Source organism: Streptomyces flaveolus (assembly GCF_044765825.1).
Classification (GTDB): Bacteria; Actinomycetota; Actinomycetes; order Streptomycetales; family Streptomycetaceae; genus Streptomyces; species Streptomyces flaveolus.
Map to the genome: position 1 here is coordinate 66,101 of NZ_JBIWKU010000018.1, position 14,244 is coordinate 80,344.

The following is a 14,244-nucleotide window of genomic DNA, read 5'->3' on the forward strand; positions in this document are numbered from 1 at the left end:
TCCTTCACCCCTCATGTCCGTTCCCGCCGGGCAAGGGGGAGCCCCCGCACGCAGGCTGCGTGCGGGGGCTCGTCGTGCTGCCGGCTGCGCTGCGGGACGGTCTCAGTAGACGCTGACGCCGTAGGCGCTCAGGGCCTCCGTGACCGGCTGGAAGAACGTCGTGCCGCCGGAGGAGCAGTTGCCGCTGCCGCCGGAGGTCAGGCCGTACGCGACGCCGTTGCTGCCGTAGAGCGGGCCGCCGGAGTCGCCGGGCTCGGCGCAGACCGTGGTCTGGATCAGCCCGGAGACGATGTCGCCGCCGCCGTAGTTGACGGTGGCGTTCAGGGCGGTGACCCGGCCGCTGTGGGTGCCGGTGGTCGAGCCGTCGCGGATGACGGTGGTGCCCACGCTCGGGGTGGCCGCGCGGGTGATGTCCACGCCGCCCGCCGTGCCGGGCTTGCTGACGGACGTGTTGGTGTACCGGACGATGCCGTAGTCGTTGCCCGGGAAGCTGGAGCCGGCCGTGGAGCCGAGGACCGTGCTGTGCCCGGAGTTCGACCACCAGGTGCCGGCACCGTCGGTGCAGTGGCCCGCGGTCAGGAAGTACTCGGTCCCGTTGCTCGCACGGACGTTGAAGCCGAGGGAGCAGCGCCAGCTGCTCGCGTAGATGGCGTCACCGCCCTCGATGAGCTTGTTGAACGTGCCGGGGGTGCGCTTGATCGTGAGGGCGCCGGCCTTGTCGCCGGCCTGTTCCTTGATCTTCGCGATCTCGGCCTGGGTGACCGTGCTGTCGACGGTGACGACCACCCGGCCGGACTTGCCGTCGACGGCCCAGGCGGTGCCGGGGACGTCGGCCTGGAGCACGGCGCTGCCGGCGCTCTGGAGCTCCGCGCCGCTGAAGGTGGCGGGGGCGCTGTCGGACGCGTTCGCGCTGGGGACCGCGATCGCTGCCGCGGCCACGAGGCCGGTGGATACGGCGATCAGCCGGGTCCGTCTCGAGATGCCGCTGCGGGGGTTGGTGCGCTTGATCCTCACTTTTCGTTCCTCCACGGGGGAAGTCGGGGGCCCTCTCGTGGGGTTGGGGCCCGTGAGGCGCAGTCAGAGGACGGGCGTCCGGGTTCCAGACACGCCGTGCCCCTGACAAGCGCTGAGGTTGGAGTATTCGGCCGAACGGCCGGTCGGCGCAAGAGGGCCTTTCGGCCTTCAACCACCGCCCGGCCGTCTCCCCCAACCCCCGTGCGAGGTCAGCGCAGTGCGCGTTCCCCCGCCTCGATCCCGGCCTCCAGCGTGTTCCCGGGCGGCGGGAAGGGGCAGATGAAGTGGTCGGCGAACGCGCACGGCGGCAGCAGCGCGCGGTTGAGGTCGACCGTCGTGCGCCCCTCGGCGTCCGGCGCGGCCGGGCGCAGGAACCGGAAGCGGTAACTGGTGCTCCCGCTGGTGGCGTCCGCGAACACGGCCCACAGCGAGCCGTCCTCCTCCACGGTCACCTGGAGCGTGTGCCGCCGGCCGCCCAGCTCGAAGGCCAGCTCCCCGCCGAGGCCGAGTCCGCGCTCCCGCCCGTCCGCGTTCGGCACCCGCACACTGCGCCGCCCGGTGTCGTACGGCGTGAAGCGTCCCGGCACCGACCAGCGCGGATCGTAGGGGGTGGCCACGATGCCGCGGAACGCGCGCCGCGCTTCGGCGGCCGGGTCGAAGTCGCGCACGCCCCAGGCGCCCTCGCGGAGGAGGACGACCAGGCGCCGTTCGCCGTGGGCCACCCGGGCCGCGCTCGCCGGTCCCGGGTCGGCCGTGAGCCGTACGTCGCCGTCCAGGGGCCGGCCGTCCACGGTCAGCCCGTCCGCCCCGGCGGCCGTCAGCACCACGGCGTCGCCGTCCGCCGTCCAGGTGCCCGGGATGCCCGGAAGCCGCCCGTCCGGGTGGTCCTCCAGCCAGTGCGTGCCGGTCAGCGCGAGCGGCCCGTAGGGCGCCGACACCGTCGCCACGCGCTGCTCGTGCCAGCGCTTCCACTCGTCGGATGCGTCCGTCGTCATGGGATCAACCCTTCCACACCGGCTCGGCCAGACCGAGGTGCGAGCGCAGGGTGGTGCCCTCGTACTCGGTACGGAACGCGCCGCGTTCCTGAAGCAACGGCACCACCCGGTCCACGAACTCGTCGAGTCCGCCGGGGGTCAGATGCGGTACGAGGATGAAGCCGTCGGCGGCGTCCCGCGCCACGAACTCCTCCAGTTCGGCGGCGACCGCCTCGGGGGTGCCGACGAAGGACTGCCGGGCACCCGCCTCGATCACGGTCTGCCGGATGGACAGCCCCTTCTCCTGCGCCAGGGCCCGCCACTTCTCGGCGATCGCCGTGCTGTCGCCCTGCCGGGTCCGCCCCTGGCTGAGCTGGGGGTCCGGCACCGGGTCGATGTCGGGCAGCGGCCCGTCGGGGTCGTACGCGGACAGGTCGACGCCCCAGATCTGCTCCAGCGTCAGGATCGCGGTCTGCGGGGAGACCTGCTGCCGGCGGATCTCCTCGGCCCGCTCCCGTGCCTCGGCGGCGGTGTCCCCGAGGACGACGGTGACGCCGGGCATGATCTTGAGGTCGCCCGGACTCCGGCCGTACCTCGCCAGGCGCCGTTTGACGTCGGTGCAGAAGGCGCGGCCCGCCTCCAGGGTGCCGTGCCTCGTGAAGATCACGTCGGCCGAGGACGCGGCGAACTCCCGGCCCTCGTCGGAGTCGCCCGCCTGGATCACCACCGGGTGGCCCTGCGGCGCGCGGGGCAGGGTGAACTCGCCCGCGATGTCGAAGTGCCGCCCGTGGTGGGCGAAGGGGCGGGGGGTGCCGTCCGGGGTCCAGGAGTCCCACAGTTCCCGGGCGGTCGCCACGAACTCGGCGGCGCGCGTGTACCTCTCGGACCGGTCCAGGAAGCCGCCGCGCCGGAAGTTCTCGCCGGTGAAGGCGTCGGAGGAGGTGACCACGTTCCAGGCCGCCCGGCCGCCGCTGAGGTGGTCCAGGGTGGCGAGCCGGCGGGCGAGTTCGTAGGGCTCGTTGAAGGTGGCGTTGACGGTGGCGGCCAGGCCCAGGCGCTCGGTGACGGCGGCGAGCGCGTTCAGCACGGTCAGGGACTCGGGCCGGCCGACCACGTCCAGGTCGTGGATGCGGCCCTTGTGCTCGCGCAGCCGCAGCCCCTCGGCGAGGAAGAAGAAGTCGAACAGGCCGCGTTCGGCGGTGCGGGCGAGGTGCTCGAAGGAGGCGAACTCGATCTGCGAGGCCGAGCGGGGATCGGCCCAGACGGTGGTGTTGTTGACGCCGGGGAAGTGGGCGGCGAGGTGCATCGTCCTCCGTGCGGTCATGACGCTCCTCCTGCGGTGGCCGCGACGGCGTACCGGTTGGCGGGCCGGCTCAGGCCCAGGTGGTCCCGGAGCGTGCTGCCCGGGTAGAAGGTGCGGAACAGGCCCCGGTGCTGGAGCAGGGGGACGGTGCCGTTGACGAGCCGTTCCAGGTCGCGGCGCGGCTCGGCCGGGGTGAGGTGGAAGCCGTCGACGGTGCCGTCCCGGTGCCAGGCGGCGATGAGGTCCGCCAGGTCGACGGGGCCGCCGCGGTACAGCGGGCCGCGTGGGGTGGGCCGGGGTCCGCCCCCGCCGTGGCCGGGCTCGGCCGCGTACTCGCCGTCCCCGAGGTCGACGTCCAGGGCGGCGAGGACGCGCAGGGCGTCCGGGTCGCGGCCGTGGGCGGCGGCAGCGGCCCGCAGTCCGGCCCGCGCGGCGGCGGCCTCGGCGGGACGCGCGGTGCGGACGAGGGCCACGTCGGCGTACCGGGCGGCGACCGCACGGGCGGGCGCCTCGGTGGCGTCGACGACGCGGACGGGGTGGCCCTGCGGGGGCCGCGGCACGATGGAGGGGCCCTTGACCGAGAAGTGGGTGCCGGTGAAGTCGACGTGATGCAGCTTGTCCCGGTCCACGAAGCGGCCGGTGGCCACGTCCCGGATCTCGGCGTCGTCCTCCCAGCTGTCCCACAGCCGTGCCGCCACGTCGGCGGCCTCGCCGGCCTCCTGCCACAGGGCCTCGGCGGGTGCGGCGTGGCGGCGGCCGAAGAGGCGGGCCTCGCCCTCGGTGGCCGACACCCCGATCCGCCAGCCGGCCCGGCCGCGGCTGACCCAGTCGAGGGTGGCCACGGCGGCCTGGACGTGGAAGGGCTCGGTGTGCGTGGTGGTGACGGTGGGGACCAGGCCGACGCGCCGCGTGGCGGGTGCGACCCGGGACAGGACGGCGAGCGCGTCGGGGCCGGGGCGGCCGAAGCCGTCGTCCAGGGTGATGAAGTCGAGCGCACCGCGTTCGGCGAGCCGCGCCGCGTCCACGTAGGAACCGGCGTCGTACACCGATCGCTGGTCGAGGGCGGCGGCCAGGTGCAGCCGGCGCCGGTCGTGGGATGAGGTCATGCGGAAGAACCCTTTCCGGCGAGCGGGGGTCAGTGGGTCTGGCGGAGCGGAGAGCGGCGGTCAGAGGACCTTGGAGAGGAACGCCCGGGTGCGCGCGTGACGCGGGCGGTCCAGTACGTCGCCGGGCGGGCCCTGCTCGACGATGCGGCCGTCGTCCATGAACACCACGGTGTCGGCGACCTCGCGGGCGAAGCCGATCTCGTGCGTGACGACGATCATGGTGGTGCCCTGTCGCGCCAGGTCCTTGATGACGTCGAGGACCTCACCGACCAGTTCGGGGTCGAGCGCGGAGGTCGGTTCGTCGAACAGGAGCAGCTTGGGCTCCAGGGCCAGCGCCCGCGCGATGGCCACCCGCTGCTGCTGGCCGCCCGACAGGTGCCGGGGGTAGGCGTCCGCCTTGTCGGCGAGGCCCACCCGGTCCAGCAGCCGGCGCGCGGCCTCGGCGGCCTCGCGGCGGGGCCGTTTCAGCGCGGAGACCGGCGCCTCGGTGATGTTCTCCAGGACCGTCAGGTGCGGGAAGAGGTGGAAGTTCTGGAAGACGAAGCCGATCCGGGTGCGCTGCCTGAGCACCTCGCGCTCGGGCAGCTCGCGCAGCCGGTCGCCGGTGCGCCGGTAGCCGATCAGGGCGCCGTCCACGGTGACCGCCCCCCGGTCGACCTTCTCCAGGTGGTTGACGGTGCGCAGCAGCGTGGACTTGCCGGAGCCGGACGGGCCGAGGACCACGGTGACCTCGCCGCTGCGCACGGTGAGGTCGATGCCCTTGAGGACCTCCAGGGCGCCGAAGCTCTTGTGGACGGACCTGATGTCGACCATGACGCTCATCGCGTGGACTCCTCGAGCCGGGGGCGGTGGTCCGTCGCGGGACCGGTGGGGGTGCGCAGGAAGGCCAGCACGGCCCGTGCGGTGGCGTCGTTCTGCCGGAACGCCACCCCGCCGGTGCGGGGCCGGGTGAACGCGCCGGAACCGCGGGCGTCGGTGTGCGGGCCGAGCGCGAACCGCCGCGGGTGCGGCCGGCCGGTGCGTTCCAGGACCCGCCCGTCGGCCCGGTCGACGGCCAGCAGCCCGTCGGGGGTGGCGGCGGCCCCGTCGGTGTGCAGCGCGCGCAGCAGCGGGTCGCGGGCCCGCTCGACGGTGGGATGCGGCAGCCGCGCCTCGACCAGGGCCCGGGCCTCCACGACGGAGCCGGGCACGCTCGCGCCGGACGCCCGGAAGACGCCGTCCTCGGCGGTGACGGTCATGCCGGCGCCCAGGAAGCGCACCACGCCGGCCCGGGACAGCGCGAGCAGCTGCCGCAGCCGGGGGGCGGGCGGGCCGGAGGCGAGGTAGCTGAAGAAGCCGTGCCACCAGCCGCCGACGTCGCCGAGCCGGACCAGTTGCCCGTAGACGGAGAGCAGGGCGAGGAAGACGGCCAGGTCGGGGCTGTGGTCCGGGTCGTGACGGCGCCGCAGGTCGTCCTCGACGTACCGGCGCAGCCCCTCCTGGAGCTCGTCGGGCGTGCCGTAGCGCACCCCGTCGAGGGGCCGGTCGAGGGCGGTGAGGTCGAGCCGGTCGGCGGGGTCGGGCACGGCGGCGGCGACGAGGGCTTCGCGTCCGGCCCGGTCCGCGGCGGCGTACCGGGCCTCGAAGGCGGGCCAGGCGAGGGTCACCCGCTCGGGATGGGCGGTGAACAGCCGGTGGTAGTGGGCGAAGCCGAGTTCCTTCTCGACCAGCGGCCACACGTCCCGCCGGAAGTCGAAGCCCTCCGGCCGCGCGAGCAGCGCGTCGACCTCGGCGGGCCCGAAGAACCGCGGCAGCGGGGGCCGGTCGCCGGTCCAGTCGTAGCCGATCTTGGCGTGGTACGGCACTCCGCGCCGCGAGCCGACGTACAGCACCGGCTCCTGCCCGGACGGCACGTACGTGTCGCCGTCGTACCGTCCGCCCCTGCCCTCGGTCAGCAGCACCATCAGGTCGACGAAGGCCAGCCCGAAGCCGCGGACGAGGACGGGTTCGCCGGGGCGCAGCGCGGACAGGTCGCTGTCGGCGGTGAAGTCCGGCGGGAGGTGGACGAGGCCGTGGGTGCGGGCGTACCCCGCCAGGTCCCGCTGCTCGTCGTCGGGTTCGGCGTCGAGGTGGCCGAGGGTGAGGACGACCAGGTCGGCGAGGAGGGGGAGGGTCCGGCCCTGGAGCCACACGCGTTGGCGTCCCTCGCGCGGGCCGTCGACCCGCACCGCGCGCCGGGCGTGGTGGTACACCACGAAGCCCGGCGGCAGGCCGGCCACGGCACGCTCGTACGCCCAGCGCAGGTACGCGCCCTGCACCCGGCGGCCGGCGAAGGTGCGGCCGTGGAGGCCCGCCCACTCGTGCAGGGTGGGACCCGGCCGTACGGGACCGGCCATCTCCACCGTCTCGTCGGTGAACATGGTGACGTCCTCGGCGTGCGAGTTCATCCACAGCAGCGGCGACTGCTCCTCGCGCCAGATCCGCCCGGCGCCCGGCGGGTGCGGGTCCACCAGGTGGATGTCGAGGCCGGAATCGCCGTACAGCTCGGGCGCGTTGGCGGCGATACGTTCCAGCAGGCCGGTGCCGCGCGGCCCGGCGCCGACGATCACCAGCGCGGGCCGGGTCATCGGGTGTGCTCCGTGCCGCGCGCGTAGTGCTTCTCGACGTAGTACTGGCCGACGCCGAGCACCGAGGTGACGACGGTGTACCAGACGGTGGCCACCATCAGCAGGGGGATGACCTGGTAGGTGCGGTGGTAGACGAGCTGGACCGAGTAGAGCAGGTCCTGGACGGCGATGACGCTGACGATGGAGGTGCCCTTGAGGGTGCCGATCAGCATGTTGCCGGCCGGCGGCACGATGGAGCGCATCGCCTGCGGGAGCACGATCCGCCGCCACCGGCGCCACCGGCTGAGGCCGAGCGCCTGGGCGGCCTCGATCTGGCCCCGGTCCACGGAGAGGATGCCGCCGCGCACCACCTCGGCGGCGTACGCGGCCTCGTGCAGGGTCAGGCCGATGACGGCGACGGTGACCGGGCCGAGCAGGTCGACGGTCTTCACGCCGAGGACCTGCGGGTACAGGGCGCCGATGTTGAACCACAGCAGGAGCTGCACCAGGATCGGTATCGACCGGAACAGCCACACGTAGCCCCAGCTCACCGCGCGCAGCACGGGGTTGGCGGAGAGCCGGAACGCGGCGAGCAGCGTGCCGAGCGCGAAGCCGAGGACCATGACGACGGCGGTCAGCCAGAGGGTGAGCCACAGGCCGCGCAGGACGGCGTCGGAGGTGAAGTAGTCGGCGACGACGTCCCACTGGAAGGCGTCGTTGCGCAGGACGGAATTGACGGCCAGGCCGAGGAGGACCAGGACGGCGACGGCGGCCGTCCACTGGCCGATGCGGCGTTGCGGAACGATCCGCGGGACGTCCGCCTTGTCCGGGGCGTCCGGTACGGCGGCGGGTCGGTCGAGGGTGTCGGAGGACATGCGAAGGCTCCGTGACATCGAGTCAGTCGGACACGGTGGGTGGTGCCTTCACACGGCCGAGCCCCTCAGCAGAGCCGTGCGCCGAGAGTACGGGGCGGTTTCGGTGCGCTGTCAAGGCTGTCCACACTGTGAGCCGCGCGTCTCAAGTCGTTGACGCGGAACCGGATGCCTGTTCCACTTGGCCCATGCATCCACAGCAGTGGCTGGTCACGCGCTCCCACATCGACTTCGGTCGAGTGTGGTCCTGTTCCTGTTGAGCCGACCCCCCTGCCTGCCCTGATCGCCTGACTCCGTCGGGGTTCTTCGGGTTTCCGTCTTCTCTTCACCGCCTTTGCCTTCACACGCGCGCCCTCCCCTCGTGCCGCCTTTCCGCCTTCTTCCGTTCTCAGGAGACCACTGACATGCGTACGCCCACGCGTGCCCGAAAAAGACTCTTCACCCCTTTCGCCCTGATCGCCTCGGCGGCCCTGGCCCTCACCGCGTGCGGCTCCGGCGATCCCTCCGGCGACGTGGCGGGCGCGGCGGCCGGGTCCGACGCGGTCCCGACCACGGACGTCGTCTCCGGCATCAAGGAGAACCCGGCCGCCGTGAAGCTGCTGCCACCCGGCACCGGGAAGGTCACCCTCGCCGTGACCGTCGGCGGCACCCCGCCCGGCACCACCTACCTGTCCGACGGCAAGACGCTGACCGGCCAGGACGTCGACTTCGCGAACGCCGTCGCCAAGGCGCTCGGCATCGGGCTCAAGACCGAGCAGGCGTCCTTCGAGGCGATCCTGCCCGCCCTGGACAGCGGCAAGTACGACGTCGGCGCCGCCAACTTCGGTGTGACCGAGGAGCGGCGCAAGACGATCGACTTCGTCACCTACATCAACGACGGCCAGGGCTTCGCCGCCCGCGAGGACAGCGATCTGTCCGAGGTCACCGACCTCGCGCAGCTGTGCGGGCTCAAGGTGGCGACCGGCGCCGGCACCACCTTCGAGGCCACGCTGGAGGAGAACAGGCACCGGTGCACGGACGCCGGGAAGAAGGCCTACGAGGTGCAGACCTACAGCGAGACCGGCGCCCTGTGGTCGTCCCTCCAGCAGGGCCGCAGCGACGTCGTGATGTCCACGATCAACGGCCTGCGCTACGCGGTCGCGCACCAGCAGGGCCTGAAGTTCCTGAACGAGTTCCACCGCCTGGACGTCGGCTTCGCCCTCAAGAAGGGGTCGAAGCTGGCGCCCGCCCTCCAGGCCGCGGTGAACGGGCTCATCGCCGACGGGACGTACGACAGGATCCTGAAGAAGTGGGGGACGACGGAGTCGGCGATCGCCGGGTCCGAGATCTCGCCCCCCGAGCTGAAGGACTGACGGCCTCTCAGCAGTCGCACCCGCAGTCACAGCCGTCGCAGCAGCACCCGTCGTCACCGCAGCAGTTGCCGCAGTTGCTGCAGCAGTCACAACAGTCGCAGCAGTCACCGCAGCTCTGGCACAGCCCTTCCCTGCGCTGCCTGCTCCAGGGGTCCTCGAACGTGCCGCAGCACATCTGGCACGTGCAGGCCAGTCCCAGCCACACTGCGCACCCCGCGAGCAGACCCCGCCGGTCGCGGCGCGGCGGCTCCGGAGGCATCGGCGCGCCGGGGCCGCCCGGTGCGCCGGGCGGGGCGTACGGGTGGCTGCCGTGCGCGCAGGAGGGGGTGCCGAAGGCGCGGTCGACGGAGGTGCCCAACTCGTGCACCAGCAGCCGGTGCACCAGCCGGCCGTCGGTGAACTCGGCCTCGCGCAGCGCCAGCCGTATCCCGTGCACGGCGTCGTCGGCCAGCCGGCGGGCCTCCGTGCGCGGGGTGCCGGTGGCGGTGAGCGGGTTCCAGGCGCCCGACGCGGCGTCGGTCTCCTGGTCCTCCACGGCGTCCAGGAGATGGGCGAGCCGCCCGAACAGGCGCCCCGCCTCGGCGAGCGGCCCGGCGTTGTACGGCCGTCCGGCGAGGTGGGCGGTGTGGGCGAACGCGGCGGCGGTCGCGGTCTCGGTCGGCTCGGTGACGGTGAGGAGAGGTGTCCCGGGCCCGGCGAGCACCTCGATGCCGACCTGCCGGTCCACGGCGTCGACCAGGACGGCGGTGTCGAACCCGACGGCACCGCCGCTGCGATGACCGGCCGCGTCCCAGCCGGCGGCGACCCGGCGGGCGGCGCGGGCCACCGGCCGCCGGGCCAGCAGTCCGTCCCCGTCCGCGACATGGTCGCGCACCTTCGCCGAGGCCAGCACCAGGGAGACGGCCGCCGCGAGCCGGGCGCCCTCACCGTGCGCGACGGACGCGGTGCGCATCCCGCGCAACGGGCACGGCCCCGCCGTGCGCCGGCCGGCGCCCGCGCCGCCCCGCTCGGCCTGAGCCTCCGTCAACACCGATATGAGCAGACCGTCATAATTCGTCACGATCCGCGCGAATTGTCCGTGGTCCTTGCGCAGCGCGAGGCACAGCCCGCACAAATGCGCCATCCACTGGCTGGTGAGGTTCTCTCCGAGCCGGTGCCTGCATGGCCTGACGATTCCGAACACGACACTCCCCCGTGGGTTCGTACGACGCTGAGCTGCGGCATCGTACCGACAGCCGCCTTCACCCGTACGCACCCTCGCTCACCCGTCCGCCGGGAAGAATCATATTTCACTCACAGTCAGCATCTGTTTGGGAAACGGCCCTTGGGACACAAGGACTCTCGACGGATTCGCTGTGCACCAGTACCGTCACAAACCCCCCGCGCGGCGTCTATCCACTTGGCGCGACGTCCGCATCATGGATGACCATAGGGATGCGGAAGGCACGAAAGACCGCTGTGAGAGGAGGCGTCCATGGGATCGGTACGCAAGGCGAGTGCGTGGCTCGGCCTCGTCGACGACAACGATGACGAGCGCTACTACGACGACGACTACTCCGAGGGCACCGAGTCCCCGGACGCCTGGGTCACGGACCCGCGGGTGAAGGTGGCCTCGGACGTCGCCGAGGAGAGGGGCCGCCGGATCGGCACGGTCACCCCGGACAGCTTCCGGGACGCGCGGGCCATCGGTGAGCTGTTCCGGGAGGGTGTCCCGGTCATCATGAACCTGACGGCGATGGAGGCCGGCGACGCCAAGCGCGTCGTGGACTTCGCGGCCGGGCTGATCTTCGGCCTGCGGGGTTCGATCGAGCGGGTGTCCACCCGGGTGTTCCTGCTGAGCCCGGCCGACACCCAGGTGATCAGCGGCGATCCGGCCGCGCACCGGTCGGACGGTTTCTTCAACCAGAGCTGAGGCGGGGCCGCGCACCACGGCCCCGCTCCCGCCCGCGCCTCACCGGAAGGCGTCGAGTCCGGTGAGCGCCTTGCCCAGCACCAGCTGGTGCATCTCCACGGTGCCCTCGTAGGTGAGCACCGATTCCAGGTTCGTCGCGTGCCGCATCACGGGGTATTCGAGGGAGATCCCGTTGGCGCCGAGGATCGTGCGCGCCGTGCGGCAGATGTCGATGGCCTCGCGTACGTTGTTGAGCTTGCCGAAGCTGACCTGCTCGGGACGCAGGCGGCCGGCGTCCATGCGCCGCCCGAGGTGATGGGCGAGCAGAATCCCCTTGTGCAGTTCGACCGCCATGTCCGCGAGCTTGGCCTGGGTCAGCTGGAAGCCGCCGATGGGCCGCCCGAACTGCTCCCGCGACTTCGCGTACTCCAGGGCCGCCTCGAAGGAACTGCGGGCCGCGCCCATCGCGCCCCAGACGATGCCGTAGCGGGCGTGGGAGAGACAGCTGAGCGGTCCGCGCAGGCCGGTGACCTCCGGCAGCACGGCGTCGGCGGGCAGCCGTACGTCGTCGAGGACGAGCTCGCTGGTGACGCTGGCCCGCAGGGACCACTTGTGCTTGATCTCGGGGGCGGAGAACCCGGCGCTGTCGGTCGGCACCACGAACCCGCGGACACCGTCCTCCGTCTGCGCCCACACCACGGCGACGCCGGCCACGGACCCGTTGGTGATCCACATCTTGCGGCCGTTGAGCACCCAGTCGCCCCCGGCGTCGCGCTTGGCGTGGGTGCGCATGTTCGCGGGGTCGGAGCCGTGGTCGGGCTCGGTCAGCCCGAAGCAGCCGATGACCTCGCCGGCGGCCATGCGCGGCAGCCAGGCCTGCTTCTGCTCCTCGCTGCCGAAGCGGTGGATGGCGTACATGGCGAGGGAGCCCTGCACGGAGACCAGCGAGCGGATGCCGGAGTCGGCCGCCTCCAGCTCCAGACAGGCCAGCCCGTACTGCACGGCCGTCGCGCCGGCGCAGCCGTAGCCCTCCAGCGACATGCCGAGCGCTCCGATGGAGCCGAGCTCGCGGGCGAGGTCCCGGATGCCGGGCAGCTCGCCCTTCTCGTACCAGTCCGCGATGTGCGGCAGCACGCGGTCGGCGGCCCAGCCCCGCACGGTGTCCCGGATCGCCAGGTCCTCCGGCTCCAGCAGGTCGTCGATGCCGAGGGGATCGGCGGGGTCGAACGCGGGCAACTTGGGGGACGAGGCCATGGGACACCCTCCGGGGCTTTGAAAACTAGCGCCGCTAGTCACGGTTCTCGAGCCGACGTTACGATGCGCCGCCCCCCACGTCCACCATGCTCACCCACCCACGCACTGTCCGCGGCCAGTACCCCCTTCAGCCACAGACACATCCGCCCACCGGAGGCTGTCGCAAGCCGCCGACGCCGGCGCACCCCCGCGGGCGGAGTTCACCCCTCGACGGACGGTGAACGGGTGGTGCGCGGGTGGGAGACGAGAACGGTCACACCGAGACGCGTGACTCCACGGCGTCCCGAGGCGCAGGCACCGCCACGGCCTCCCCCTCGCACTGCATCACCCGCGGCAACCGCAACGCCATCACCGCCCCCAGCAACAGCAACCCCGCACTCACCAGCAACGTCACATGCAGCCCATGCACGAACGCCCCGGCCGCGGCCCGCCGCAACGCCGCCCCCGCAGGCCCCCCGAGCCGGCCGGCGACCTCGTAGGCCTCCCCCAGCGAATGCCCCGCCGCCACCGCCGCCGACGCCGGCACCCCGGGCACTCCGCCCGTCAGCCCCGGCGCGTACGCCGCGTTCATCACACTGCCCAGCAGCGCGATCCCGATCCCGGCGCCCAGCTGGTACGACGTCTCGCCGATCGCCGCCGCCCCGCCGGACTGCTCCTGCGGCGCCTCGCTCAGCATCGACTCGTACGCCCCGAACAGCGTCGTCTCCAGCCCGAAGCCGAGCAGCACGAACCCGGACAGCATCAGCGCGCAGTTGTCCGCCCGGCCCATCGCCGTCAGCAGGACCACCGCCACCGCCGTCAGACAGAACCCGGCGCACACCATCCGGCGCGGCCCGAACCGCCGCAGCAGACGCGCGCCCGCCAGGCCCGCCGCCATCGCCGCGAAGGTCAGCGGCAGCAGCCGCAGCCCGGTCTCCAGCGGTGACAGCCCGAGCACCAGCTGCAAGTACTGGGCCGCGATCAGCTCCAGCCCCACCAGCGCCAGCATGGCCAGCACGATGCAGCCCACCGACGTACTGAACGCCGGCCGCCGGAACATCCGCAGGTCCACCAGCGGATGCGTCCGGCGCCGCTGCCGCCGTACGAAGCCGGCCAGCAGGGCCGCGCCGACCACCAGCGGCACCACGGTGAGCAGGCTCGCCACCGGCTCGCCGCCGCCGAGCCGCTTCACGCCCAGGACGACCCCGAACAGCCCGGCCGCCGCCATCAGCGCGCCGACGACGTCCCAGGGGCCGGTGCCGTCGCCCTTCGACTCGGGCAGCAGCAGCCGCCCCACCGGCAGGCTGACCAGCATCAGCGGAATGTTGACGAGGAACACCGAGCCCCACCAGAAGTGCTCCAGCAGGAAGCCGCCGAGCAGTGGCCCGACCGCCGCGCCCACCGCGGCCACGGCGCTCCAGATGCCTATGGCCAGCGCCCTCTCCCGCCGGTCGGGGAAGACCTGGCGCAGGATCGACAGCGTCGCCGGCATGATCATCGCGCCGCCGACGCCGAGCAGCGCACGGGCCGCGATCAGGACCTGGGCGCTCTCGGCGAGGGCGGCCAGCGCGGAGGCGACACCGAAGAGCGCGTACCCGAGGAGCAGGATCCGTCTGCGGCCGACCCGGTCGCCCAGCGTGCCGAAGAGGATCAGCAGCGAGGCGCAGACGAGGGGGTAGACGTCGACGATCCAGAGCAGTTCGATCGCGCCGGGCCTCAGGTCCTCCGTGACGGCGGGGACCGCCACGTGCAGGACGGTGGCGTCGACGGCGACGAGCAGCAGGCTGACGCAGAGGACCACGAGGACCACCCAGCGGTTGGCGCCGGCCCCGGCAGCCCGGCGGCGCGGCGTGGCGGCAGCCGTGGTCGTCCCGGACATGCACGTACCTCCAAGATGTTCCCTCGCGTCCGGCG

Annotated in this window: 12 protein-coding genes; 2 read left to right on the forward strand and 10 right to left on the reverse strand. The window is 73.0% G+C overall.

Annotated elements, in window-relative coordinates:
* Positions 1-102 precede the first annotated feature (102 nt).
* From ACIRG6_RS36185 to ACIRG6_RS36215, 7 genes are all read right to left on the reverse strand, one after another.
* Entirely contained in the window at positions 103-1,014 is a 912-nt protein-coding gene (locus ACIRG6_RS36185) for a S1 family peptidase (protein WP_239769761.1), read from the reverse strand.
* 209 nt (positions 1,015-1,223) lie between these two features.
* A complete protein-coding gene (locus ACIRG6_RS36190; RefSeq protein ID WP_364676930.1) occupies positions 1,224-2,009 on the reverse strand; it encodes a DUF1684 domain-containing protein in 786 nt (261 codons plus the stop codon).
* A 4-nt stretch (positions 2,010-2,013) separates the two neighbouring features.
* Positions 2,014-3,312, reverse strand: a complete 1,299-nt coding sequence (locus ACIRG6_RS36195; protein ID WP_364819726.1) for an NtaA/DmoA family FMN-dependent monooxygenase — start codon at positions 3,310-3,312, stop codon at positions 2,014-2,016.
* Complete coding sequence (locus tag ACIRG6_RS36200) at positions 3,309-4,397, reverse strand: LLM class flavin-dependent oxidoreductase (RefSeq protein ID WP_364676933.1); 1,089 nt, start codon at positions 4,395-4,397, stop codon at positions 3,309-3,311. The genes ACIRG6_RS36195 and ACIRG6_RS36200 overlap by 4 nt, the downstream gene beginning before the upstream one ends.
* A gap of 60 nt (positions 4,398-4,457) precedes the next feature.
* A complete protein-coding gene (locus ACIRG6_RS36205; RefSeq protein WP_302898900.1) occupies positions 4,458-5,219 on the reverse strand; it encodes an amino acid ABC transporter ATP-binding protein in 762 nt (253 codons plus the stop codon).
* The gene (locus tag ACIRG6_RS36210; protein ID WP_403326143.1) at positions 5,216-7,003 is read right to left on the reverse strand and encodes an FAD/NAD(P)-binding protein; all 1,788 of its coding nucleotides are present in this window, start codon (positions 7,001-7,003) and stop codon (positions 5,216-5,218) included. Before ACIRG6_RS36210 ends, ACIRG6_RS36205 begins: the two co-directional genes overlap by 4 nt.
* Complete coding sequence (locus ACIRG6_RS36215) at positions 7,000-7,857, reverse strand: amino acid ABC transporter permease (protein WP_239769752.1); 858 nt, start codon at positions 7,855-7,857, stop codon at positions 7,000-7,002. Before ACIRG6_RS36215 ends, ACIRG6_RS36210 begins: the two co-directional genes overlap by 4 nt.
* Before the next feature lie 401 nt (positions 7,858-8,258).
* On the opposite strand from ACIRG6_RS36215, the gene ACIRG6_RS36220 reads away from it, so the two are divergent.
* On the forward strand, positions 8,259-9,206 hold the full coding sequence (locus ACIRG6_RS36220) for an ABC transporter substrate-binding protein (protein WP_364676937.1): 948 nt from the start codon (positions 8,259-8,261) through the stop codon (positions 9,204-9,206).
* Positions 9,207-9,213: 7 nt separating this feature from the next.
* On the opposite strand, the gene ACIRG6_RS36225 is transcribed toward ACIRG6_RS36220, so the two are convergent.
* On the reverse strand, positions 9,214-10,389 hold the full coding sequence (locus tag ACIRG6_RS36225; RefSeq protein ID WP_239769750.1) for a DUF5685 family protein: 1,176 nt from the start codon (positions 10,387-10,389) through the stop codon (positions 9,214-9,216).
* A gap of 291 nt (positions 10,390-10,680) precedes the next feature.
* Here ACIRG6_RS36225 and ACIRG6_RS36230 point away from each other — a divergent pair, with 291 nt between their 5' ends.
* Positions 10,681-11,118, forward strand: coding sequence for a cell division protein SepF (locus ACIRG6_RS36230; RefSeq protein ID WP_189230407.1), 438 nt, complete (start codon positions 10,681-10,683; stop codon positions 11,116-11,118).
* A 39-nt stretch (positions 11,119-11,157) separates the two neighbouring features.
* Here ACIRG6_RS36230 and ACIRG6_RS36235 read toward each other — a convergent pair whose 3' ends face one another.
* Positions 11,158-12,351, reverse strand: a complete 1,194-nt coding sequence (locus ACIRG6_RS36235; RefSeq protein ID WP_350726385.1) for an acyl-CoA dehydrogenase family protein — start codon at positions 12,349-12,351, stop codon at positions 11,158-11,160.
* A gap of 253 nt (positions 12,352-12,604) precedes the next feature.
* Positions 12,605-14,209, reverse strand: a complete 1,605-nt coding sequence (locus tag ACIRG6_RS36240; RefSeq protein ID WP_403326149.1) for an MFS transporter — start codon at positions 14,207-14,209, stop codon at positions 12,605-12,607.
* Between the last annotated feature and the right edge of the window lie 35 nt (positions 14,210-14,244).